This window comes from Chitinophaga sp. CF118 (assembly GCF_900112615.1).
GTDB lineage: Bacteria > Bacteroidota > Bacteroidia > Chitinophagales > Chitinophagaceae > Chitinophaga.
On the sequence record NZ_FOMK01000001.1, the window covers coordinates 938514 to 961854 of the forward strand.

At 40.0% G+C, this 23341-nt stretch carries 18 protein-coding genes; 3 read left to right on the top strand and 15 right to left on the bottom strand.

The annotated features are described in order from the left end of the window. The first annotated feature begins 32 nt into the window (after window positions 1–32). The 3 genes from BM176_RS03640 to BM176_RS03650 all read left to right on the top strand — a co-directional run bounded on the left by BM176_RS03640 (window position 33) and on the right by BM176_RS03650 (window position 2923). Window positions 33–1178, top strand: coding sequence for a transglutaminase-like domain-containing protein (locus tag BM176_RS03640; RefSeq protein ID WP_090099635.1), 1146 nt, complete (start codon window positions 33–35; stop codon window positions 1176–1178). 201 nt (window positions 1179–1379) lie between these two features. After that, on the top strand, window positions 1380–2234 hold the full coding sequence (locus tag BM176_RS03645; protein WP_143097689.1) for a hypothetical protein: 855 nt from the start codon (window positions 1380–1382) through the stop codon (window positions 2232–2234). A gap of 2 nt (window positions 2235–2236) precedes the next feature. Then, a complete protein-coding gene (locus tag BM176_RS03650; RefSeq protein WP_090099647.1) occupies window positions 2237–2923 on the top strand; it encodes a hypothetical protein in 687 nt (228 codons plus the stop codon). 15 nt (window positions 2924–2938) lie between these two features. On the opposite strand, the gene BM176_RS03655 is transcribed toward BM176_RS03650, so the two are convergent. The 15 genes from BM176_RS03655 to BM176_RS03720 all read right to left on the bottom strand — a co-directional run bounded on the left by BM176_RS03655 (window position 2939) and on the right by BM176_RS03720 (window position 23239). Further along, window positions 2939–3352, bottom strand: a complete 414-nt coding sequence (locus tag BM176_RS03655; protein WP_090099649.1) for a beta/alpha barrel domain-containing protein — start codon at window positions 3350–3352, stop codon at window positions 2939–2941. Between the two features lie 220 nt (window positions 3353–3572). Next, on the bottom strand, window positions 3573–5048 hold the full coding sequence (locus BM176_RS03660) for a calcineurin-like phosphoesterase C-terminal domain-containing protein (RefSeq protein ID WP_090099651.1): 1476 nt from the start codon (window positions 5046–5048) through the stop codon (window positions 3573–3575). 14 nt (window positions 5049–5062) lie between these two features. Then, window positions 5063–6577: a DUF5689 domain-containing protein gene (locus tag BM176_RS03665; RefSeq protein WP_090099653.1), complete on the bottom strand. Its 1515-nt coding sequence runs from the start codon at window positions 6575–6577 to the stop codon at window positions 5063–5065. Between the two features lie 6 nt (window positions 6578–6583). Further along, window positions 6584–8086 (bottom strand): SusD/RagB family nutrient-binding outer membrane lipoprotein, encoded by a 1503-nt coding sequence (locus tag BM176_RS03670; protein ID WP_090099654.1) that lies wholly within the window; start codon window positions 8084–8086, stop codon window positions 6584–6586. A gap of 10 nt (window positions 8087–8096) precedes the next feature. Continuing rightward, window positions 8097–11591: a SusC/RagA family TonB-linked outer membrane protein gene (locus tag BM176_RS03675; RefSeq protein ID WP_090099656.1), complete on the bottom strand. Its 3495-nt coding sequence runs from the start codon at window positions 11589–11591 to the stop codon at window positions 8097–8099. Between the two features lie 58 nt (window positions 11592–11649). After that, window positions 11650–12609 (bottom strand): FecR family protein, encoded by a 960-nt coding sequence (locus tag BM176_RS03680; protein ID WP_090099658.1) that lies wholly within the window; start codon window positions 12607–12609, stop codon window positions 11650–11652. A 73-nt stretch (window positions 12610–12682) separates the two neighbouring features. Further along, window positions 12683–13225, bottom strand: coding sequence for a sigma-70 family RNA polymerase sigma factor (locus tag BM176_RS03685; protein WP_090099660.1), 543 nt, complete (start codon window positions 13223–13225; stop codon window positions 12683–12685). Between the two features lie 159 nt (window positions 13226–13384). Next, window positions 13385–15787, bottom strand: a complete 2403-nt coding sequence (locus BM176_RS03690; RefSeq protein WP_090101600.1) for a TonB-dependent receptor — start codon at window positions 15785–15787, stop codon at window positions 13385–13387. 212 nt (window positions 15788–15999) lie between these two features. Next, the gene (locus BM176_RS03695; protein WP_090099662.1) at window positions 16000–16734 is read right to left on the bottom strand and encodes a hypothetical protein; all 735 of its coding nucleotides are present in this window, start codon (window positions 16732–16734) and stop codon (window positions 16000–16002) included. Window positions 16735–16840: 106 nt separating this feature from the next. Next, complete coding sequence (locus tag BM176_RS03700) at window positions 16841–17413, bottom strand: class I SAM-dependent methyltransferase (protein WP_090099664.1); 573 nt, start codon at window positions 17411–17413, stop codon at window positions 16841–16843. Window positions 17414–17536: 123 nt separating this feature from the next. After that, window positions 17537–17668 (bottom strand): hypothetical protein, encoded by a 132-nt coding sequence (locus BM176_RS32835; protein ID WP_255373425.1) that lies wholly within the window; start codon window positions 17666–17668, stop codon window positions 17537–17539. Window positions 17669–17951: 283 nt separating this feature from the next. Next, window positions 17952–19232 (bottom strand): TCR/Tet family MFS transporter, encoded by a 1281-nt coding sequence (locus BM176_RS03705; protein WP_090099666.1) that lies wholly within the window; start codon window positions 19230–19232, stop codon window positions 17952–17954. 275 nt (window positions 19233–19507) lie between these two features. Next, window positions 19508–20350 (bottom strand): VOC family protein, encoded by an 843-nt coding sequence (locus tag BM176_RS03710; RefSeq protein WP_090099668.1) that lies wholly within the window; start codon window positions 20348–20350, stop codon window positions 19508–19510. Window positions 20351–20722: 372 nt separating this feature from the next. After that, window positions 20723–21499 carry a pseudouridylate synthase gene (locus BM176_RS03715; protein WP_090099670.1) on the bottom strand — a complete coding sequence of 259 codons (777 nt, stop codon included), beginning with the start codon at window positions 21497–21499 and terminating at the stop codon, window positions 20723–20725. A gap of 210 nt (window positions 21500–21709) precedes the next feature. After that, window positions 21710–23239, bottom strand: coding sequence for a right-handed parallel beta-helix repeat-containing protein (locus tag BM176_RS03720; protein ID WP_255373426.1), 1530 nt, complete (start codon window positions 23237–23239; stop codon window positions 21710–21712). Window positions 23240–23341 lie beyond the last annotated feature (102 nt).

The window sequence follows — 23341 nt, forward strand, 5'->3', positions numbered from 1 at the left end:
CGACAGCCTATTTATTAAAATTCAAATTCATTATGATAAAACAGTTAAGTATATCCCTGACTTTTATGCTTTCAGCACAGCTGCTTTTTGCTCAGAAAGAATTACCTGTAATCAGAGCGACTGGAAAAAGTGTAAACATACGCGATGGGAATAACTTCAAAAAAAATGGCTGGACAATTGCACCTGAAATAAAACCGGATATCTATTTCACAAAACCAATTCCAGGAAAAACCAAAAAGGTTACATTTTATACTGATATAGATTCCATTTCATTTGATGTTAAAACAAACTCACATTTCCTTTTTAATATCGTACTCAATAATAAAGACACAGCATTAACAGGCATAATGCCATCCTATGATACTTTGGGTATACTGAAGAGAGCCGGTAAGTATAATTATTCAGAAAAAAGAGACTTACCTGCATTCACTTATCAATCTGCAGATAATCCGAATCTTCAGGCACTTAAAAAGGCATTTAACCTGGACTCTATTGCAGGAGGAGGCAATGAGGCGTCTAAAATTTTAAACTTATTACACTGGATCCACAATTTAGTACCACATGACGGGAACCATGGTAATCCAGCTTCGATGAATGCAATGGATATGATCGCAGTTTGTAAGAAAGATCAAAGAGGATTAAACTGCAGAGGGCTGGCAATGACGTTAAATGAATGCTATCTATCCCTGGGAATCAAATCAAGATATGTTACCTGTATGCCAAAGGATAGTTTAGGCGTTGACAATGATTGCCATGTAATCAATATGGTTTATTTAACTCAACAGAAGAAATGGATATGGATTGACCCCACTAATGATGCTTATGTGATGAATGAAAAAGGAGAACTGCTGGGTATAGAAGAAGTAAGAGCAAGAATCGTCAACAATAAGCCATTAATTCTTAATCCGGAAGCAAACTGGAATCATAAAGTGTCTTACACAAAAGGATATTATTTATACAGCTACATGGCCAAAAATCTATATCTACTGGAAACCCCTTTAAATAGCCAATTTGATTTGGAAACAAGGCAGGCCGGGAAAACTATCAACTCTGTACAACTTATCCCTTTAGACTCTAAAAAATCACTTGACAAATCCGTAAGTACAAATAATACAACCAAAGTAACCTGGGTAACATATAAAACCAACAACCCGGATTATTTCTGGCAGGTACCATAAGGACGCTCTCCTTCCCTAAAAAACACCACTTAAATGTATCATAAAATTTTTCTTGAAATAATTTTATGATACATTTACTATAGCAGCAGCCACATGCTTTCCTTGAAATAATTTTGCACTAAAACATTGTATGTTAAACTGATTACACCTGAATCATTATACTACAATAAAGGCTGATTTAGTTATATGAATATATGGTATATGAAGGGACCTCATAAAAAATATTTAATTAACAAGTTAAGGGGTGGAAGGATAAATGAACGAGGGAATACATTCGAGAATTATTATGCATGTTATAAAATCATGCAAATTACGCATGCATTTCCTTTACAACTTCATGACTTCCTGATATCAAGTCAGGCAACTTCCTTTGTGGATGATCTTTATATAAATGATGTAAAGGAGAAAAATGAATCATTCTATCAATTAAAGATGGGGAACGATTTGTCCTGGGGAACAAAATTCCAATCCCTGTTCTTTGACTTTAATAAGCAGAAGAATATACTTCAATATCGCAAAAGGAAATTTAAACTTTATCTGGTAGTAGGATGTTCAATTGTATTTGAGAAAATGAAGAAGTCCTTACCTGCAAAATTAAAGAAGTGTACCATTATAGAATATTTCCCTTCTCATCATTCAATTAATTCTCAACTAATCAACAATTCTCAATTTAGAGATGTAGTATCTCATTTATGCGCTTTAAACGATCTTAATAAACTTGAGGCTCTTGCCTCTTGTATTCTCGGAGCCTGGGGTTCAACAAATAAAAACAACATTCCAATTTCCGATATTTTAAATCGGGTAAGAAATATGGGGTATTCATATTTAAAAAGTGATATACCTTTGTATATATCCCCAACTTTAGATAGTATTCTTCGTAATATCTCAGGGTTTAGCTACGAAATTAAAAATGGATATTTCAGCTGGACATATGGCACTGCAGACAGCGGAAGTATACCTAATTCAATAGATTCAACAGAATTTCGTAATATTGAATCAGAGATCATAAAAGAAGTACCTAAAACATTTGATGACCTTGAAAAGATAATGGCTTGATTATGAGACAACTGAGTGAACATGCCGAAGGTTCTATAATTGTTCAGGATCTATTGAACAAACTAGCTGATTTCAATACTACTCCTGTAGATTATGCTCAATCTTTTTATCATCTTGGGGAAATTTTATCTGATATCATTAAAAAGAAATTTGATATTTCTAATTCTAAAATAACAATTGCTTGTTCTTCTGAAGATGCAGACTGGTTATCCAAAGGGATTCTGGATCATACACAAAATGCACATACATCATTAGCTGTATTTTGGAATTTAAGAGTAAATCCTTTTGACAAAAAAGATATAACAATCGCTCCTATCATTAAATCATATATTGAACCAACAGATCGTATTGATTACCTGATAATATGTAAATCAATAATAAGTACATCCTGTGTTATCAGGACTAATCTTACTTATTTAATTGAAAAAACTCAACCCAAAAAGATAATTATTGCTTCACCGGTATTGTTTGCAGATGCTATTTCCAACTTATCTAAAGAGTTTTCTTCAGACATTAGTAGCAGATTTGAATTTTTATATTTTGCTACCGATAACCAATTAAATGAAGCAGATGAAGTTGTACCTGGTATTGGCGGATCTGTTTATAAACGCTTAGGTTTGGAAGATCAGTTTAAGAAAAATAAATACATTCCTGATATTGTCAGAAAACGTAGAGCTTCCATGAAATAAAAAGGCATTTTTATTCTAGCGAGCATTAAGCATACTTTTCAATCTATCCCTTTGATAACCCCGTTTGAATGAGAAGATCTTTTGTTCTCTTTCCTTCTGAGCCGTATATGTAATAAGGGAATGAATTTTTGCCAGCAATAATTCCAGACCATTAAGATCAGAGAGATCCTTCTTTATATCTGCTTCCTCCAGTAAAAGATCGATGATTGCATCAACGTTTCTGTAATCTATGTTTTCCTTATTAACAAACTCTTCAAGTTCTGTTACACTTAAATTGTTGAAGATATTTTTGTCCTTGAACTTTGTCGCATTAAATGCCTGATGAATATTTTCCAGTGCCTTTCCCGGGTTACTCTTTTTAAAAGCTAATACCGCTTCTAATGCTCTGTTCAAGTCTTCAACTCGTTCCAGGATATAGTCTTTGGGCATAAAAGTAATTATTGAGATAAATAAATGTACCCATTTATCAGGAGAAAATGGCAGATGATGGAATTGAGGCAGTTAAAAGAAGAGGTGAGGCAGTTGAAAATAAAATAACCCTTAAGCTAAAAAAGAGGAGCCTGTATCACAAGGAATACAGGCTCTTTTATTCGGGTTTTAGATGGCGATACGTAGTTGTTATAGCAATTCTCAGGTACTCTAACCTTTATCAGATCGTTTCCTCATACACATTACCAAATCTGTCTGTTGCTTTTACAGTAATCTTTTTAGCATCGGCAGAAGGCTTTGCAAAAAACATATGATCGTTTAATGTAGGTTCAACGAATGCCCGTTTTTTAGGAAGCGCAGGTCCAAGATATAGCTCTACTGCCCAGGGATCATAAGCCACACGTTGCTCCATCGGACCTTTAAGAACGCCATCTTCAAACCATTCCACTTTCCATTTATTATCCCAGTTCCATACGTTGGCGGAAATTTCTTCAGGTGCATCCTTCAGCCGGCCTTTAGCATAGATCCTGAGTTGTTTGTCCTTTGCCATACCCGTGGATTTATAATGCCATTTGATCTCTGTGCCATCCACTTCATAAACACCGTAGCCACTGGGAGTACCATCACCGCAGATTGGTCCTGTCCACCATGCACCGCAAACAGTGCCATGATTGTGTTCCATGATATTCCCTTCTTCCCAGTTATCGTTAAAATGCGTATGGCCACTCATGATATGTACTTTGTAAGGAGCCAGCATTTTATACAACTGTTTTCTGTTGGCCACTGTACCTCCAGGTTCTTCTGCTTTCTTCGCTCTTCTTGCAGAACCTGTGAAAGTAGGAATGTGCAGACTTAATACGATGGTAGTTCCTGGTTTTACCAGCGCCAGATCCTGCTCAAGCCATTGCAACTGATTTTCCGTGATATAACCGATATAATTTTTGGCAGCACCTAAAAAGAACACATCATCCAGTACTACATAATGAATCTCTCCCCTGTTGTAGGAATAATAGGTAGGTCCAAATTGCTGTTTGAATGTATTGGCCGATTTATCATCGGTACGTGCATCGTTATCCATATCATGATTACCAATCACATTGAAGAATGGAATCCCACACATTTCAACGGCTTGTTTGTAATCTTTGAATAATTCAAACTCATCCCATACCAGATCTCCACATCCTATACCATGAATCAGAGTATCCTTTGGATAAGATTTTATAACTGCCTGCAAATCCGGTACTGACTGGCTTAACAGAAGCTCCACATCTTTCTTTGATTTCATCTGTGGATCTGCCCATACCACAAAAGTATGTTTACGATCATCTACCGTCAGTTTGTCCAGTTTAAAATCATTCTTAGATGAATTACTTATTGACTTGTAAAATGTAGCAATACCTTTCTCTTCAGGGAATGCATATCCTGCAGGCACAGTGATGTAAACAAATTCTGCGGTAGAGTTGCTCACCAGTTCATATTGCCCGTTCTTATCTGTTAATGTGATGTTGATACCATCTGTTACGGCTACTCCTGCGATACCTTTTCCCTGATTATGTACCTTTCCTTTTAAGGTAATAGCTCCAAGATCTATGTTGGCGGGTTTGGATAAAGGTCTTGCATTCAGCAACACTGAAGGCATGGTTAGTAAAGAGCCAGTAATGCCTAAGTTCTTTAAGAAGTTTCGTCTGTTGATCATAGTCTGTTTATAATTTATTTGAGCGTTGTAGATCCCACACCTTCTATTTCACTGATAGCGGATTCTTTGGTTAATAAAACGTTTGTCTGGGTTCTGGCTCTGATCCATTTACCTAAAGCCGGACTATAAATACCTCCGAGCATATAAAAATAGCCCAGGTCGGCTGTGTTGTAACTAAGGTTAAGTGTATTTGAACCACTTAAATAAAATGGCTGATCTTCCCTGGTGATAGGATTTTTTACATCATAAAAATCTGTGGTGGTAATGCGATACCCCTTTGCCGGAGAACCTGGAGTATATAAACTTCCGCCAGTAGAAATAAACATAACATCAACAGGTTTGGAGTTAACAGTTACTACTGTATCCTTAAATACCGCCATGCCGAAAGCATTACCACTGTTGGCTAACAGACCTCCTGTTTTGGTGCCAAAACCATCTCCGTCAGCAGTTGTATAATTGAAAGCCCTGATCCAGTTGGATGTACTCATGCTAGTAGAACCGGCACCGTTAATTGTTTTACCGTCACCACCTACATAGAAGAAGGACCCCTTGGCCGCCGAACCTTTTGACAGGTTAAATTTAAACGTACGCATCCCTCCGGTAGCCCATCCCTTAGCAGGATAACCTGTAGGCGTTGACGCATTAGCGTTATTAGTAACTATCACCGCGTAAGGCGTGTCTGCAAAATTAATATCCCTTGTGGCCATCATCTGTATATACTCATAATTACCATCTCCCCCCTTTACATCACTGATAAAACCGGTAATGATGACAGGTGCAATTTCTATAGTGGAACTTAATACCGATACATCATCTCCTTTACGAAGACGTAACTGTGGCACAAGCTGTCCCTCTTTCGCGATTGTATTAAAAACAATACCATAATAGTTAGCACTTACAGGAACCGAATCCTGTGCGAATGCAGCAGTAGGGAGTGTATGCAAAGTAAGATCGCCAAATCCATCATTCAGGATCTTATCACCTGCCAATACATCTGTAGGCGAAGGCAGCGGATCAAATCCACCTCTTACTACAACGGCCAGCGTACTTTCATAATCATCCGGCTTTGCCAATATGAGATTTGTTGCAACCCTGTTAATGCGAATTTCATTTCCGGAAGATACTTTCGTGATATCTTCTTTTTTAATACCAGTGATCTGTAAAATACCATCTACTCTTTTCAGAACACTACCTGCTACATTGATCACCACAGAATCCCCTGGTAAATAACCTGCTGCATCTGCACCCAACGGAATAGAAATCCCCCTAATCTGTGACAGACGGCGGCCATCCTGCACAATCAGTAAACCCTCCGGCAGATTACCTTCTGTATGATCTGATACAACCATAGCGGCAATCTTATCAGAACCCAACATATTATCTACTGTAAGCGTAATATCCTGCCCCTTATACAGACTTCTTACATCGTATATAGCTATATAAGGGCTTATTGTTCCACCCGGATAAGTATCCTTTTTACATCCCCAGAAAAAAAGCAGGATAAAGGCGTATATGAATATTCTTTTCATAGTTTATTATGGTTTTTGCCACCATACCTGCGTAGAGATCACATCAGGTCCCTGCGCGGCAACAGCCAATTTATAATTTGTGGGATTAGTAGATTGTACATACACCGGGTAAGTCATCCTTGCGGGCATGATGCCGTTATTTCTCAAACCAGGCCCTTTAGGTAATGCCGGATGACCAGTGCGGCGATATTCAAACCATTGCTGCATATCGGTCAGAAACAGAGCATAGTATTTCTGTAAATGAATCTTCTCCATCTTCTCATCTAGTGTAGCACTTTCAATCCATTCAATGTCTGCAGCAGTGAGGAAATCTTTAATAGGTACAGACCATTTGGGCAGCCAGAGTGTGATACTATTTAAAGCTCCATTATTATAATAGCTTTCAGCAGTACCACTTATCCATCCCTTTACCGCAGCTTCAGCAAGAATAAACTGCAACTCGGCATAATTCATCATCATACCTGTTAATGGCTCCGTCATTAAAGAAGAAGTCGAGGTATTTGAATAGAAATATGATTTCTTAATAGGATTCTCTCCGGGAGCATAACCAGCGGGAATTCCCTGGTATGAACCTGAATAAGGAGCAATACCCCACCTGTTAATACTATTGGTGCCATAAGTAGGAATATCGATACGGGGATCATTCCATGCTGCGAGGTGATCAATGAAAAAACTACCAAGTCCGGGAGTTTTAAAGTCCTGTTCTCTTACACTCAAATAAGGAGAAGAATAAGGTCCTACGCCGGTCCATCTCAGAATGGCAGATTCAGCATTGCTTGCTATAATCGGATAAGTTGCCGTATTCACTATCACGATATCCTTGATTTTTGCAATACAACTTTCTGATACTTCTGCTTTACCGGAAAGTCTTAACAGCAGTCTTAAGTACAGCGAATTGCCAAATTTACGCCAGTTAGCTACTACACCACCATATACCGGATCACTTGCGGCATTGATAGCAGTACCTACACTTAACAGAGTATTTGCTTCTTCCAGTTTCTTAAAAATATCGAGGTAGATATCTTTTTGTGCATCAAAAACAGGTTCGTAAATACCACTGTCTTTCCCCAGGTTTGATTCCGAATAAGGAATATCACCATAAGTATCCGTGAGCATTGAATAGATCCATGACTGACAGATCAATGATATGCCCATATAGGATTTATTATAGTTCAGCTCCTGACTGGCAATTTTATAAATGTCTTTAAAGTTAGTTAGTTCCGAATACCATCCATTATAGAGATAGTCTGCCCAGGTAGCGCGATAATCATATCTGAAAACTTTCCCTTCGGCATCACCCATATCTACTGTTACCTGCATGAGTTCATTATTGAAGTTGCGGTTACGCAACATTCCATATGATAATGTGCTCACCAATGCCGGCGCTAAGAGCTGTTGCGGCAATGCCACGGGAGTACCATTGGGATTGGTATTAATCTCCTTGAAGTCTTTTGTGCATGATGAGAGCAGAATGCCACACATCAATAAACAACCAATTATTTTCTTCATTTCAAAAAAGTTAAAGTCCGATTACAAGGTTAAATCCAAATGTCCGGGTAGAAGGAAACTGACCAATTTCAAAACCCTGTACGATATCAGTTCCACTAAGTGTACCGAATTCAGGATCAAACATTGGCCATGTTGACCAGATATGCAGATTACGGCCATAGACACCTACGGTAGCACGTTGCAGTCCTATTCTCTTAGTGAGTTGCGGACTAAGAGTATAATCCAGACGTGCTTCCCTGAATTTGATAAAGTCGGTCCGGAAAGTACTGCCTTCAGCATTGTCCACACCATAGTGAGAACGATAATATTCATCAATATCAGTAGCTATCACATCATTCTTTCTGTATTTTCCATCTCCGTCCTGCACAACACCATTACCTATAATCCCGCTATATCTTCCAGGAAGTGTATTACTTGTTTTCCCCTGCTCTGCCAGTTTGTAGTGCATTAGAGAATGCGCAACGCCGCCATACTGGGCATCGAATAACAGGTGCAGATTAAATTGTTTGTATTGAAAGTCATTGCTGAATCCCAGTTTCCATTTAGGGATTGTATTACCCAGGTATTTAACACCCTCTGTAAGTAATGCAACACCGGTGGTAGCATCGTAAACAACCTGACCATCGGGAGAGCGCTGATATCCTCTTCCATACAGATCTCCCATGCTTCCACCTACCTGCGCTACAATCTGTCCACCCCCTACCGGGCCTGTCTGCAACACTAAAGAACTGTCTAGCAGTTTCTCAATTCTATTACTGTTAGCAGAGAATACAATATTCGTGTTCCATCTGAATCCACTTTTCGACTTAACAGGCGTGCCATTTAAAGCCAGTTCCAGACCCTTGTTGCTCACTTCGCCTGCATTGATCAATACCCATTGAGAACCTGAAGAACGGTCTACTACGCGCCTTAAATGCTGATCGCGTGTAGTTCCTTTGTATACTGCCAGGTCAAATCCCAGGCGGTTATTAAATAGCTGTACATTGGTACCTGCTTCATAAGAGGCTGTTCTAAGGGGCTTAAGATCTGGATTGGCTAATAATCCGGGGTTCTTTAAACCACCATTATAAAGGCTGCCTGCTGAAACATAAGTATATGCGGTAAGGTAGGAGACAGTACTTCCGCTGCCCACACTGGAAGCAGAAAACCGCAGCTTTGCAAAGTTGATAGCCTTAGGTAATTTAAATGCTTCGGAGACAATAAAGCTCAGGTTTGCAGATGGATAAAAGAATCCTGCATTGGTGGTACGACTGGGTGTTGCCAATGTACTGGCCCAATCCTGACGGGCTGTTACATCTAAAAAAAGGAAGTCTTTATAACTGGTAGCCAATAATCCATAAAAGCTATTGATAGCATATCTGCTTCTTTCAGGTATTGTTACTAAAGGGCCTGCAGCGTTGGCCATTGTATAAATACCGGCAAACGCCAATGAGTCTGCGCGGGTTTCATCTTTATTGTAAGTATTTTTCAGAGTACTACCACCGGCGGTAACAGAAAACGCAAAATCATTGTTGATCTTTTTTGCATATTTTAACAGAAAGTCACTACTCGCTTCCAAGGCAAAAAGATTCTGTGTGCGATAACTTCCTTTGGGCAGTTTTGCTCCCGCATCATAAGGACGTCGTTGTTCACGCTGCTCATAAGCTAAATCCACAGACGTTCTTACCATCAGGCTTAACTCATTAGTGAAGTTATAAGTGGCCTGAATATTACCTGTGATGCCATGACGGTTCGTTTCATTGATAAACTCATAAGCTACCGCATATGGATTTTCGGGGAAAGAACTAAAGGGATATTTTATCACCTTGTTTTCCTGACCCTTTGCCCAGTAATTCCGGAGCCAGTCCAGGTTTGCATTCGGCTGCCAGAAAATATACCAGTACATCAGCGACTGGTTGCCGTATCCGGAGCCTGGCAGGTTATCACTCCATTTATTGGTATAATTTATTTTTGAAGAGATCTGTAATTTATCATTCACTTTTGAATTGACGGACATCGATACCGTATTACGTTTATAGCCGGTATTGGGTACAATCCATTTGTTTGAAACATTGGTGAATGAAAAACGGGCGGTGGTTTTATCGGAACCACCATCTACGCTGATTGTGTTCGTATATGTTTCTCCGGTATTGAAGAACTTTTGCAGCTGATTGGGATAAGCTACCCAGGGCGTTTTTTCTGTGCCCTGCGCTTGCGTTACCGGGTCATACTGATAAAACTTTTGTCCGTCGAAGCGCGGGCCATAAGCGGAACTGGTACCACTTGTGTTGGCAGCACCATCCGGAGAAGTTCCATATGAATAATAACCTGCACCATCCAGACCTTGTCCGTATTCATATTGCAGGTCGGGCCAGCGGTTTACCTGTTCCCATGAGGCGTTGGAATTGAAGGTAACACCTAAACCTTTTTTACGCGGTCTACCGGATTTTGTGGTGATGATTAACGCTCCGTTTGCACCACGCTGACCATATAGAGCAGAAGCTCCCGGTCCTTTCAACACAGTTACAGATTCAATATCCTCAGGGTTAATATCATTTAAACCGCTACCATAATCTGCAGGCATATTATCGCTACTAGTGCCATAGGATGATTCTCCGGAAATAGCATTACGACGGCCGCTACTCTGATTAATAACTACACCATCCACTACAATCAGGGCTTCATTATCTCCACTCAGATTATTCTCACCTCTTAAGATAATTTTATTGGAACCGGTAGGACCGGCATTTGATCTTACCAGGTTTAAACCAGCAACCTTGCCGGACAAAGCATCTGTCCAGTTGGCTGATATAGCATTTGTTAACTGCTCTCCTTTAACTACAGTAGCAGCATAACCCAATTCTTTCTCTTCACGTTTTATTCCGAGTGCAGTTGTTACTACCACCTCATTTAGTGCTTTAGCATCGGGAGAAAGTTGTACATCCAGCTTGCGTGTTTCTATTACGGAAACTTCGCGACTGGTATATCCCAGGAAAGAAAAAATGATAATAGTACCGGGGGAAGAAACAGTAAGAGTATAGTTACCGTCCATATTGCTGATGGTTCCCCGGCCACCGTTTTTAGGCCGGATATTTACACCAATTAAGGGCTCTCCTTTTTCATCGGTCACTTTACCGCGAACAACTATATCCTGCGGTTTACGCATTATTACAAACGCATTGCTGTTGCGTACAAATTCATAACTGGTACCATGCAACGCTGTTCTGAGGATTTCAGGTACAGTGGCATGCTGCAGGTTTACAGATACAGTTGTATTACCATTCACCTCATCTCCACTATAATTCACCAGGTACCGGGTATTCTTTTGGATAAACTGGAAAACGTTTTTCAGTGGCTGGTTTTCCAACGCAATATCCAGTGTTGGCTCACTGGCCTGCGCGTTGACAGATGAAAAGAATGCTCCAAAGAAGAATAGTACTACCAGCACTGTACATCTGATGATACCGTTCGGTTCCGGGCAGCAATTTCCGAACGGGACTCCCCGCTTTTTTGTACTTTTATCCATTCATTTTAAAATTTAGCTCAGTTCTGAATTTCGGCACCCTGTTACAGCAGGGTGTTTTTTATTGTATAAGTATTTGGTCGTCAGTAATTGTGTAAGAGATATTACTCATCAGTTTCAGCTGCTGCATAATCGTTTGAATGTTATTGTTTCTGAAAGTGGCATTAAACCGTCGTTTCATCAACAGCGAATCTTTCACATCAAAACGTACAGCATATCTGTGTTGCAATACCTGCAGCACCTGTTGTAAATCTGCATCATGAAAAATGAGTTCTCCCTTTGTCCAGGCAGTTGTAGCAGCGGTATCAATGTTCTGTTTTGTAAGTGCTCCTGTATGTTTGTTCAATATAGTGCCGGTGCCGGCTATTAATTCAAATTGTCCCACAGCCACCCTGCCGCTATTAACGGAAACAGCAGCCTGTTTTTCATCGCTGTAATTCCTGACAGAAAAAGAGGTACCTAACACCTGCACTTTCAGTTGAGTCGATTTTACAATAAAAGGATGCTGTGCATCCATAGCTATATCAAAATAGGCTTCTCCTTCTTTCAGATAAACAATACGTTGTGTTCCTTCAAACTTTTCAGGGAACAACAGTTCGCTACCGCCATTGATGGTAATGCGCGTACCATCTGTCAGTACCAAAGTTGCTTGTTTTCCGTCTGCAACCTTCATACTACGAAACTGTTTAGTGGCTTTTCCATTCCTGTTAAACAGACTGGTACTTTTCCTTAAAAGGAAAGTGCTGCCTAACAGCAAAATGAAGATGGCTGCATAACGGCTGATATTTTTCCATTGGATCAGTTTCCCTTTTGGCTTCACAGTTTGTTTGAAACGGGACAGCGCAGCTGTTATCTCCTCTTCAGGTAGTTGAAAACGGTCTTTCTGCAGATAGGCATCTACAGGAAAAAGTTCCATGCGTTCTTCTTCCGTTAATGCCGCAAGAGCATTCCGTAAGTCTTCCTTTTCGGAAGGTGTTAATTTACCTGCTGCGAAATCGTCTAATTTTCCCCTGAGATCCATGCTGACTGAGATAGTTTATTATAAGAACAGTAAATGGGAAAGGTTACCGTCAGCCTGGGAGGTTAAGAAATTGTTACCAGAAAAAAATCATGCTGGCAAGGCGGGAGCGCAGGGAACGGAGTATGCCTCCAATATAGCGTTCCACTGTTTTTTCAGAAACGCCTTCCTGCAGAGCAATCTCTTTATAGGTGAGTCCCTCTTCCCTGTTTAGCAGATAAAAGCGGCGGGCTGCTTCCTTATGGGTGTTAATGGTATGGTCTATGATCTGCTGTTGTTCTTTTATTTCTATAAGGTTCGAAGCGCTGCTTATTTCAATGTATGTACTGGCGTAAGCATCATATTGTTTCTTTTGCTTTAAAGCCAGTTTCAGATGATCCAGGAAGCAATTGCGGGACATTATTAATATATAGCGCAGTGCCTCTTCCTCATCTTTGGGGAGCAGTTCCAGTTTCTGCCAGACTTTGAGGTATGCTTCCTGAGCAAGGTCTCTTGCCAGTTCTTTATTGTTGCTTATTTTTTCCAGGTAGGCAACAACATTCGGAAAGGTTTCCCTAAACAGCCCGTCAAAATACACCTCAGGATCAGATGACGCACTATGTACACTATTGAATCTCATCGTTATGTTACCTGGTATTTACCGCAAAAATACACTGCCCTTGTTAAGCCAATGTTAAGTCTGTGTAAACAGGTTCGGCATACCGGCTAATTTTTAAAAAAATAGTCCCGGTTACATGATGCAACCGGGACTATTTTTAACCGTCAACTTTTTCGGGAATCAAAACTTGTAGGCAAAGCTGGCAGCAAAATTTCTTTGCTTCTGCGGGTTAATAGACCAGTAACCAATATAATATTCGGCGTTATTGATGTTATTTACATTCAGGGTAATTCTGAATTTATTTGAATTATAGAATACGCTTCCATTTATAAGGGTATAACCTGGCAGGTTAAAAACACCTGTTACACTATTATCAATTACTTTATACTCACCAGCATAGTTTCCTCCAAGACCAAGACCGAAGTTCTTCAATTTACCTTCTGTAATTTTATATGTTGCCCAGAGGTTTGCCAGATCTGAAGGACCTTGTCCTCCGGGAGCTCTGCCTGGTTCTGTATAAAAATCGGTTGAACTTCCTTCCAGGTTTTTTATTTCGTTGTGGCTATATCCGGCAATCAGATTTAATCCGGGTAACAGATGAGCACTCATCTCAAACTCAATACCCTTACTACTTACCTTTCCTCCCTGTCTGTAGTCGTTTTTATTATCAACAAGAGGAACAACTCTGTCCGCTACCCTTATATCATATACAGAAATAGTAGCGCTGAGTTTATCATCCAATAAATTAGTTTTCACACCGAATTCCCATTGGTTGGCATGTTCCGGTTTAAATGATTTCATACCGGTGCTGTTACCATCTTTATCGGATGTTTCCCGTGGATTTACATTTATAAATGCGTTCATATAGTTTGCAAAAACGGACACCTTATTCAGAACAGGTTGATACACCAATCCAAATTTAGGTGACAATGCAAACTGTTCGAAATCATCATCAGCGGTAGCCTTCTCTCCTTTGGACTCAAAATAGTCTGCCCTTAAACTGACCATTGCCATTAATCCGGGAGTGAAATTGATTACATCAGAAACATATGCACTGTATGTGCTGTTAGAGATATTACTATTGTTTATGCCCGATCCCGCCAGCAGATTATCAATAGTAGCCCTTGATAAGTCTACAGCATTCATCGTATCTCCCTGTGGAGTTACACTTCTTCCAAGCACCGTTCCTGAGCCGTTATCAATAACATTGCGGTTAAAATAATCCAGTCCTATCAATACACGGTTTCTCATTTTACCAATCTTGAAATCACCATTAAAATTCTGTTGTATATCAGTGGTATTGATGGTATTATTTTCATTGTGGAAGTATTGCTCAAACCAATTATCTCTCGCTACATCATCCCATATGTAAGTATAGATCCCTTCTGACTTTACTGATCCCCTTGAGAACACCGTTTGTGAAGTCCACTGATCAGATAATTTATATAACATCTGTCCCTGCAGATTATACCTGGAATTTTTTATTGTGAGATCGTTACTGGTAAAGGAGAGATAATTATTAAGATTTAATTCCTTTACCGTTTTAAAATCAAGTGAACTGTCTCTATTGTTATGAAAAAATACCGGAGGGACTGCCCTTTCTTCATTCAGAATTTCTGTCATAAAGGAAAATGAAAGCCTGTCATTCACTTCATATGATAAAGAAGGAGCGACGAAGAAAGACTTTTTAAATCCTGCATCCTGAAAGCTGTTTTCCGAATGATAAGCCGTATTTACACGTAATGCTATCTTTTCTGTTTTGCTTAAAGGAGTATTGATATCTGCGGTTACTCTGTTTAGTCCAAAGCTGCCGAAATTATAGGCAACTTCACCACCAAAATCGTAATACGGTTTCTTTGTGATGGTATTAATGATCCCTCCATAGCTATAGAAATTACCACCGAACAGCGTTCCTGAAGGTCCTTTGATTACCTGTATCTCTTCAACATTTGCAGGATCCAGATTACCGCTGGTAATACCCGGCAAACCGTTATACATTATAGGTTGTGCGTCAAAGCCTCTTAATGCAAAATAAGAAGCACCATCGCCGGCACGTCCGGTAGATTCCCATGTACGGCTAATGCCAGGAACATTCCTCATGGCATCATCATAATTCGTAATTCCCTGTTGCTTTAATATCTCTGATGAAACAGAACTGTATACCTGCGGATTCTCCAGGTTTTTAAGGGGTATTCTGGCTACAGACTTTACCTCTTTCCTGGAGTTTTTAGTTAACACAATCACCTCTTGTAGTTGAGCAGCATTTTGATTCAGTACAAAATCAAGCTGCAAGGTTTGCGCTGCCACAATAGTAATTGTCTTCTCCTGCGATCCCGCAGCAACAGCAGAAACTTTTAAGGTCCAGTTACCGGGTTTTACATTCTTAATCGTATATTCTCCATTCTCGTTACTGATATCACCCCATTTGGTATGGTCGATCCTTATGGTAACATTAACGGCAGGTTTACCATCGCTGGTAGTGATTGTTCCTTTTATAATAGCATTATTATCTTTTGCACTCTGAGCAAATAATGCGGAGATGGAGCATAATAATGTAATAGTAAAGAAGAAACGTTTAGTCATTATAGGCATTATTGTTCGGTTGACAGAATAATTTTGAAGTGCAAAGTTGACTTATCAAAAAAGGAACAATTTGCGCAATCGGGAAATTATTTTACAACGGGCAGGAAATGACTTTCAAATGACAGAATAGAGACCAGGAATGGGTTTCATGATAACTATAGAAGGATTAGATGTTTCCCCGGCACTTATAACGTCAACTATTTATTGCTTTATTAAGGTTGAGCAGGATGCTCTCTTCTCCATGTTTGAGAAAAATATTTACCAGATTCTTTGATGTATTCAAGGTATTGGTATTCGGTTTCGAAACCCTGAAGTGTTTCATAACTGGGCCTGTATTCTACCATGAAGGTATCAAGGGCGGGCGGCTGTAAACCTGTTATTTTCTTTACCAGCCCTTTGTTGAACCGGTGATCCACATATTTATCACGCTCCAGTTGCTCCATATAACGTCTGAAATTCTCCATCCTCTTAATCTTTCTGATACTGAATAACGCATCCAGGTTAATACCCACCCCTCCATTGCCACTGGCTATGTATTCTGGTTCATAGTTAAACACCTTCTTATACTCTTCACGGTTTTCCAATGAATCCAGATGATAACTTCTCTGTTGTACCACAACTGTTGGTAATACCTTGATATCCACATGCAGACTCATGTCGAAGGGGCGGTTTATGGGAATATCCTTTACCGGGAATTTTTGGGTAGCCTTCCCCTGGTAGGAAAAACTGATGGAATCGCTTAATGGCAATCGGATGCTGTAATGCCCTAAAGAATCGGTGATTGTTCCGGCACCGGTAGTACTCCTCACACTCACCCCTTCCATTCCATAGCGCGCCGAACGCTCATAGACTGTACCGTTGATCTGCACCTGTCCGGAGGCGGCCAGGCGAAACAAAACTAATAATGTAAATATTGTTATCTTTTGCAAAAGATTGTAGGTCTTCATCAGATCCGAATCTAAGACAGGATGAAAACATAATCAAGAATAGCTGGAATATTAACAATTCTTTTTCTCTGACCGGCGATTTTTCATCGACCAACGCCCTGTTTCATCAGAAATCAGGTACTCTCTTCCTACCAAGATATTCTACAACCCCTCTATCTTTTACAGGTCTTTCAGTATGGCTGATGAGATCAAAGGATGATACTAAAGACAATAATTCATCTTTTTGAAGTGGCATGTTTTCTACTTGCAGGTCTGTTGGTTTACTAACGGCGAGTTTACAGATGAACAGCCCCTCGGGTTTAAGCGCTTTAAATATTTCGGGGAAAAGCGCCCTGTCAAAATGATAATATAAAATGATGAGGTCAAACGATTCAGGTTGCAGGTGATAGTGGGCCACATCCAATATAAAAGTATCAACATGCACGTGAAGACTGGCGGCGGCTTCTTTGAGTTGATCGATTGCTACTGCAGAAATATCTACAGCTGTAGGCTGCCATTGACGATTTGCCAGATAAAGAGTATGTCTCCCAATTCCCGCAGCCAGGTCCAGCACCTTTCCTCCCGATGGATATGTGTTGCTGATATGCTGCTCATACATCGTTATAAAAAAAGGATCCGGTTTTACCAGCGACGATAATCCCTTTTTAAACCTGTCATCCCAAAGTGCCTTCGCATCCATACTTTTAATTAAACTACGAGGCAAAATTAGCTATAATAAGATGATGGATGAAATTCCTTTCCAAAATAGCAAAAGGTTGAAATCCCTCTCCCGGAAGGATTCCAACCTTTTACTAAATTCATTTTATCTGTAATATCCATGTCCGTGATAATAACGATGAGGGTGATAATATCCCGGCCTGTCGCGGACAACCAGGCAACTACTTAATCCGGATATTAGCAATGCTGTGATAACAAGATATTTTAACGTTTTCATGATTGTAAGGTTTGAATGTATGTGGTGAATTAAGGGAAGTTAAGCGTCTGCAGGCCGTTTAATCTTCTTGTTCAGATATAGTAAATGACAAAACTGTGCCAGACTCGGGGGAGAACTGTTATTTATTGTTAACGTAGAGCAGTAGGTTACTGTGGGGTATCTGAAGAGACATTATAGAAAACAAACAGCCGCCATTAAATGTAATGACGGCTGTTTGCTTTTTATGGTATGCCCTGGAGGGGCATATGCTGAATAAGATTGTTGAAGTTGAATAAATTAACGGTTAATGCACAGGTGTATCACTAAGACTGCCTACACCTTTAATCACCTGCAATAGTTCAGGACGATCTTTCTTTTCCCGGCTCAACACTTTGTACGTAATAACTATACTAAATAGCATGCACACTGCTCCAATTAAAAAGTGTATTCCCGGAAAATAAAATGGTGCTCCATCTGTTGTAAAATAAGCAAATGTACCGTTCATAATCAGTGGTCCAATAATGGTAGTAAGGCTCATCAGACTGGTAAGAGCACCCTGAAGTTCCCCCTGCTGATTAGCTGGTACATGTCCTGATATTACGGATTGTAATGAAGGTCCACATAGCCCGCCCAAACAATAAGGGATCAGAAAAGCAAACATCATCCATCCCTGTGTGGCAAAGGCAAACAGGATCAATCCCAGGGTGTAAAGAGATAACCCGAGGTAGATGCTCTTTTCATTCCCTATTTTAGGATTTATAACTCGTGTGAGCCCGGCCTGCACAGCTCCAACCAACACACCTACTACTGCCAGGGAAATACCAACCATTTTTTCACTCCAGTTAAAACGGTAAATAGTGAAGAAATTCCAGTTACCCTGAACTGCCTGGCTTCCAAGATAAATAAGGAAAAAGCTGAGTGCCAGTCCGCCTATCTCAGGATGTTTGGTTAAAAATTTCAATGAGCCAAATGGATTAGCACGTTTCCAGTCAAAGGGCCGGCGATTCTCTTTGCTTAATGATTCGGGTAAGAAAAAGTATCCATATACACAGTTAAGCAGGCAAAGTGCAGCAGCTGCATAAAAAGGAGCCCTTATACCCCAGTTTGCCAGCAACGCACCAAGAGCTGGTCCAAGTACAAAACCCAAACCAAATGCGGCACCGATCAGACCGAAATTCTTAGCCCTTGATGTTTCATCTGTGCTTACATCAGCAATGTAGGCGGTGGCTGTAGTAAAACTCGCTCCTGTAATACCGGCGATAACACGTCCTACAAATAACCATCCATATGTGGGAGCCAATGCCAGAATAATGTAATCAATCCCAAAGCCAAGTAAGGAAAATAATAAGGTGGGGCGACGGCCGTACCTATCACTCAGGTTTCCAATTACAGGAGAAAATAAAAATTGGGTAATGGCAAAAACGGATAACAAAAGGGCGCCATAAGTACTGGCCTGATTAACGGGAATGCCTTTTAGCTGTGCAATCAAGTCAGCCATTACAGGAATAATCAGCCCCCATCCCATTATATCAATCAGCAATGTAATGAAGATAAAACTTATGGCAGCCTTCTTAGATGTGTGCATAATATTACTTTAGAAAATTTGCAAAAGTGAACATTTTTGAACAAAAAAAACAATCCTTTCCGATTCCGGTATCAACCACCAACCTGATCAAGATGCTTTTCTTACCAAATACGCAATCAAATTTAGCTCTGGCTTATGCCATACCAAAGAGAATTCCGGTTAGAAACATTGCTTAACCGGTGAAAGCTGAATTTTTACCGGTAAAAGTGACAAGTATGAATAGCAATTTATCTTGTACTATATAACGTAAATGCTGTATGAGGTTTTATACGAGGTTATGCATTCACCAGATCTGCAATAATTAATTTTTTCATTTGCATCAGCGCATTCATAACTCGTGGGGCCCTATTAGGATCTTTTACTAATTCCATTAATACTTTTGGTATTATTTGCCAGCTTATGCCATATTTGTCCGTCAACCAGCCACAAGCCACTTCGTGTCCACCGTTAGTAGTCAATTGCTCCCAATACTTATCAATTTCAGCCTGAGTGTCACATTCCACAACTAAAGATATAGCATCATTAAAACCAAAACCATGAGCTGCCGAACTATCCATTGCCATAACAACATAGTCCTTGATTTTAAATTGAGCATGTTTCACAAACTCAGGATTGTCGCCCTCCCCTTCACTATATTTTAAGATACCCTTAATATTGGATTGTGGAAACAGTTCAGTATAAAAATGCACTGCGCTTGAAGCCTTACCTGCATTAGCTCCTGTAAACATTAATGTAGGGCAGAATTTTTGCGGCGTATCAGTTCTACTACCGGTGTACACTTGCCAGGAAACACCATATTTATCCTGCACCCAACCATATTTAGGACTCCAGCCATAGCTATCTAACGGCATCATAATATTTCCCCCGTCAATCAACTTGTTCCAGTATTGTTCTGTCTCTTCTGCTTTTTCGCAAGTTACCATAAAGGAAATAGATGCATTAGGTGATGAAGTTGGTCCCTCATTCAGCAGCAGAAATTTTTGCCCGCTTAATTCAATTTGAATTACATAAGGTGAAGTTTGTCCAATTTTTCCTTCTCCAAAAGTGTTGATATAAAAATCAGCAGCTTCTGCAATTTTGCCTTTAATGGTAAGGCAAGGATAAACGAAATTGTTCATGATCTTTAAGTTTTTATTGTTTACTAGTTCTTTCAGTTTATTTAAGGCAGTGTATGTGTGTCCGTTTTGTCAGCAAAACTGTAGTTTTAAAAAGTATCATCAGGGGGTTCTGCTTCTATGCCAGTCATCACTTTTCGATTTATCCAACTATTCGTTCAATGCAAAGATATACCTACTGGAAAGACTTCACGGGGGGAGGAAAAGACATTAAGAGGGGTAAATTGCGACATACTAACGGGAATTACAATGCTTCAATAAAGGTTTTGGGGGAACTCCAACGTCATCAACATTTTTCAGAAAGGGTAAATATTTTACATATTACACAAGTTTAATCAGCTAAAATATCAAAGAAGAAAAGTATAATAACATATTCTATCCCGCTAGCATATGCGTAAGTATAGGAGCACATTTTTCCTGGCAAGGATTATAGAAGTGTCCATGTTTCCAGGAAGCCGATTTAGGAGATAAACCCCACCAGAATTCGGCCAGCGCCAATGGCTCCATCTCATGACGAAAGGCATATTGTAATAGTTTAGGTGCAGCACATTCTCCAGCACCTGCAGGTGGTTTTTTATAAGGGGTGTCTTCAAAAATCTCAATTAAACTTTTTGATTCACTGGCCTTATTCAAAAAATGATATTGCTCAAAAATTTTATTTTGCAGGGAGATGGAATGGGTTTTCCGTAATATTTTCAGGAGACGGATTTCTTCATCATATGCTTCATTTTTATACGATTCCAGCAAACTGATTTCTTCATTAATCTGAGTAAGTTTTGTCATCCCTGCATTCACAAAACCTCCTTCTGCCAGTCCGTCGAAAATTGGCGGAACAAATTTAGCATGATGATTTCCGCCTGCTAATTTTCCCGAAAATGCTGCCAGATAACCCAGTTCATTTCGTTTCGTTCGAACGATCAATACTCCGAACATCTTCCCTATTATTGTCCCTTCTATATCAGATGACAACCCAAAATTGTGCGTCCATTCCTGTTGATGCTGCAAATATAACTGCAGCTCGCCAGCGGCCAGCAGGCAAAGTGGATGCGGCGCATCGTTTAATGAAAAGGTAAGTCCGGCTGCTAGTGAATTGACTTCTTTTGATTCATCAAATGGAAAGAATGCTGAATTCCGGTAAACCTGATTATGCATTATAGATATAGAGATGTTTTTAAATTAATGCTATAGATCAGGAAGTAATATATAATACCATATAAATGGCGCTAAATACAATCTCATCAGTGCATAGGAATAATTCAAATATGGCGCAAAGCTAGGAAAAAAAGTGCGCAAACGTTACCGGCATCATAAAAGGCCGTCTTCAAAAATAATTGAAGCGGCCTCTTTTTATGCATCAACTTCTTACTGCTGTGCCCCCTTGCTGATCATATTATTCTTAATACGGGGATTACCATCTATATCCAACGTGCCATTGATATCTGCACTAATTACAAATCCGGTGTTCCTGGCGGGAGAAGATGTTTGTATATGCAGGTCGGGCGTTGTTACACTCACCAGTAAAGGATCTACACCATAAGTGGACGCGGCATCGGTACCACTGGTTGCCTTCCAGGCATCAAAACTCGTCAGAGGTGCATCATTGGTACTGTTCCAGATCCATTGAGGTGTGCCAGTGGTATAATAAAGATTGTTGTCTATTATATTCCCGGATCCCGTATTTGTATATTTGTGAACGAAAATATCTACAGGTCTTGCATATATGATATTATTACGAATCACATTGTTAAAGCATCGTTCAGTCAGCCGGATCTCCCCTTCAATTTCGCCGAAAGCACCGATGGCGCGATCATTCTGAAGCAGAGTATTGTTCAATACGTAACAGTCATATGTACCACCGGAAGTATAGTTCAGGTAATCTCCCATATAAATGCCGGTACGCCAGCAGTTGTACACAAAGTTATTCCTTACTATGGTAGTTTTTGTAGGATAGATATTGCTTTCGCTCACCAGTCCAATACCACGATCGCAGTCGCGTACAATGTTTCTCTCTATTACAGTACCTGTGCCTCCGCAAACGTAGATGGCAATGGCACCATAGTTACCGGCACCCCATATGTCCACGCTATTGCTCATGGAAATGTTGGACAGTTCATTATCGCTGATTACTCCATTGCGAGCGTAATTGGTCGCCACATTACCCTTAGGATTCAGGTTATCTCCACCGGCAATGATAATCCCTATGTTTTCAGTATGGTACATCTTGTTATGGCTGATGGTAAAGCTGTCAATATTCCCTGCCAGCGTAATGTTTTCACTGGTTCCGGTTTGTGTATCATGCACAGTGCAACCGGTAATCAGCAGCTTGGTGATAGCCGTGGTTCCATTGCCAATCACCAGTATTGCATGTCCGCTACGCCAGTCTTTCAGCGATGCATTGCTTTTTATATTATAGATATTGCAATTCCTGATGGTGATATGATGCGAATCACCATTAATTGCAATGCCCTCCGGGTCTGTATTGAAAGAAGAGGAGACAAGGTTACATATATCAAACCCTTCTATTGAAATGTACCTGACATTACTAAAAGTCACCAGTGCCTGCCAACCCTGAACTAAAATATTGCTACCGTCAATCAGTGGTTTTTCACCGGAATATGCTTTTAATGTGATCCAGTTGTCTGCCGCGCCAGAGCGGGGAAACGTGATCTGTTCATAATAAATACCTCCCCTGGCTATTACTGTATCCCCGGGTACAACCTTGGCCAGAGCTGTTGCAATGGACTTCAGTGGTGCAGCCAGTGTGCCTGCATTGGCATTGTTACCGTTGGGAGATACATAATAAGTGTGATGTTTGATGATATTGTTAACTTCTGCCGGAGGGTTGCTTTTGCTGCACGCCGCCGCTATCATAACTGCTAAAAGCACTTTCATTATAACGTTTTGTTTCATGAGTAATCTGGAATTGTATAGTACAACGTATAGATTAACTACACTCATTTATGCAAAACGGGTGACTATGCGAGCGTTTTTTTT

Coding starts and splice junctions, on each gene's coding strand:
- BM176_RS03705 (WP_090099666.1), bottom strand. CDS start 19,232: ATGCACACATCTAAGAAGGCTGCCATAAGTTTTATCTTCATTACATTG.
- BM176_RS32835 (WP_255373425.1), bottom strand. CDS start 17,668: ATGAAAACGTTAAAATATCTTGTTATCACAGCATTGCTAATATCCGGA.
- BM176_RS03720 (WP_255373426.1), bottom strand. CDS start 23,239: ATGAAAGTGCTTTTAGCAGTTATGATAGCGGCGGCGTGCAGCAAAAGC.
- BM176_RS03665 (WP_090099653.1), bottom strand. CDS start 6,577: ATGAAAAGAATATTCATATACGCCTTTATCCTGCTTTTTTTCTGGGGA.
- BM176_RS03700 (WP_090099664.1), bottom strand. CDS start 17,413: ATGGATGCGAAGGCACTTTGGGATGACAGGTTTAAAAAGGGATTATCG.
- BM176_RS03715 (WP_090099670.1), bottom strand. CDS start 21,499: ATGCATAATCAGGTTTACCGGAATTCAGCATTCTTTCCATTTGATGAA.
- BM176_RS03710 (WP_090099668.1), bottom strand. CDS start 20,350: ATGAACAATTTCGTTTATCCTTGCCTTACCATTAAAGGCAAAATTGCA.
- BM176_RS03640 (WP_090099635.1), top strand. CDS start 33: ATGATAAAACAGTTAAGTATATCCCTGACTTTTATGCTTTCAGCACAG.
- BM176_RS03655 (WP_090099649.1), bottom strand. CDS start 3,352: ATGCCCAAAGACTATATCCTGGAACGAGTTGAAGACTTGAACAGAGCA.
- BM176_RS03675 (WP_090099656.1), bottom strand. CDS start 11,591: ATGGATAAAAGTACAAAAAAGCGGGGAGTCCCGTTCGGAAATTGCTGC.
- BM176_RS03650 (WP_090099647.1), top strand. CDS start 2,237: ATGAGACAACTGAGTGAACATGCCGAAGGTTCTATAATTGTTCAGGAT.
- BM176_RS03680 (WP_090099658.1), bottom strand. CDS start 12,609: ATGGATCTCAGGGGAAAATTAGACGATTTCGCAGCAGGTAAATTAACA.
- BM176_RS03695 (WP_090099662.1), bottom strand. CDS start 16,734: ATGAAGACCTACAATCTTTTGCAAAAGATAACAATATTTACATTATTA.
- BM176_RS03645 (WP_143097689.1), top strand. CDS start 1,380: ATGAAGGGACCTCATAAAAAATATTTAATTAACAAGTTAAGGGGTGGA.
- BM176_RS03685 (WP_090099660.1), bottom strand. CDS start 13,225: ATGAGATTCAATAGTGTACATAGTGCGTCATCTGATCCTGAGGTGTAT.
- BM176_RS03670 (WP_090099654.1), bottom strand. CDS start 8,086: ATGAAGAAAATAATTGGTTGTTTATTGATGTGTGGCATTCTGCTCTCA.
- BM176_RS03690 (WP_090101600.1), bottom strand. CDS start 15,787: ATGACTAAACGTTTCTTCTTTACTATTACATTATTATGCTCCATCTCC.
- BM176_RS03660 (WP_090099651.1), bottom strand. CDS start 5,048: ATGATCAACAGACGAAACTTCTTAAAGAACTTAGGCATTACTGGCTCT.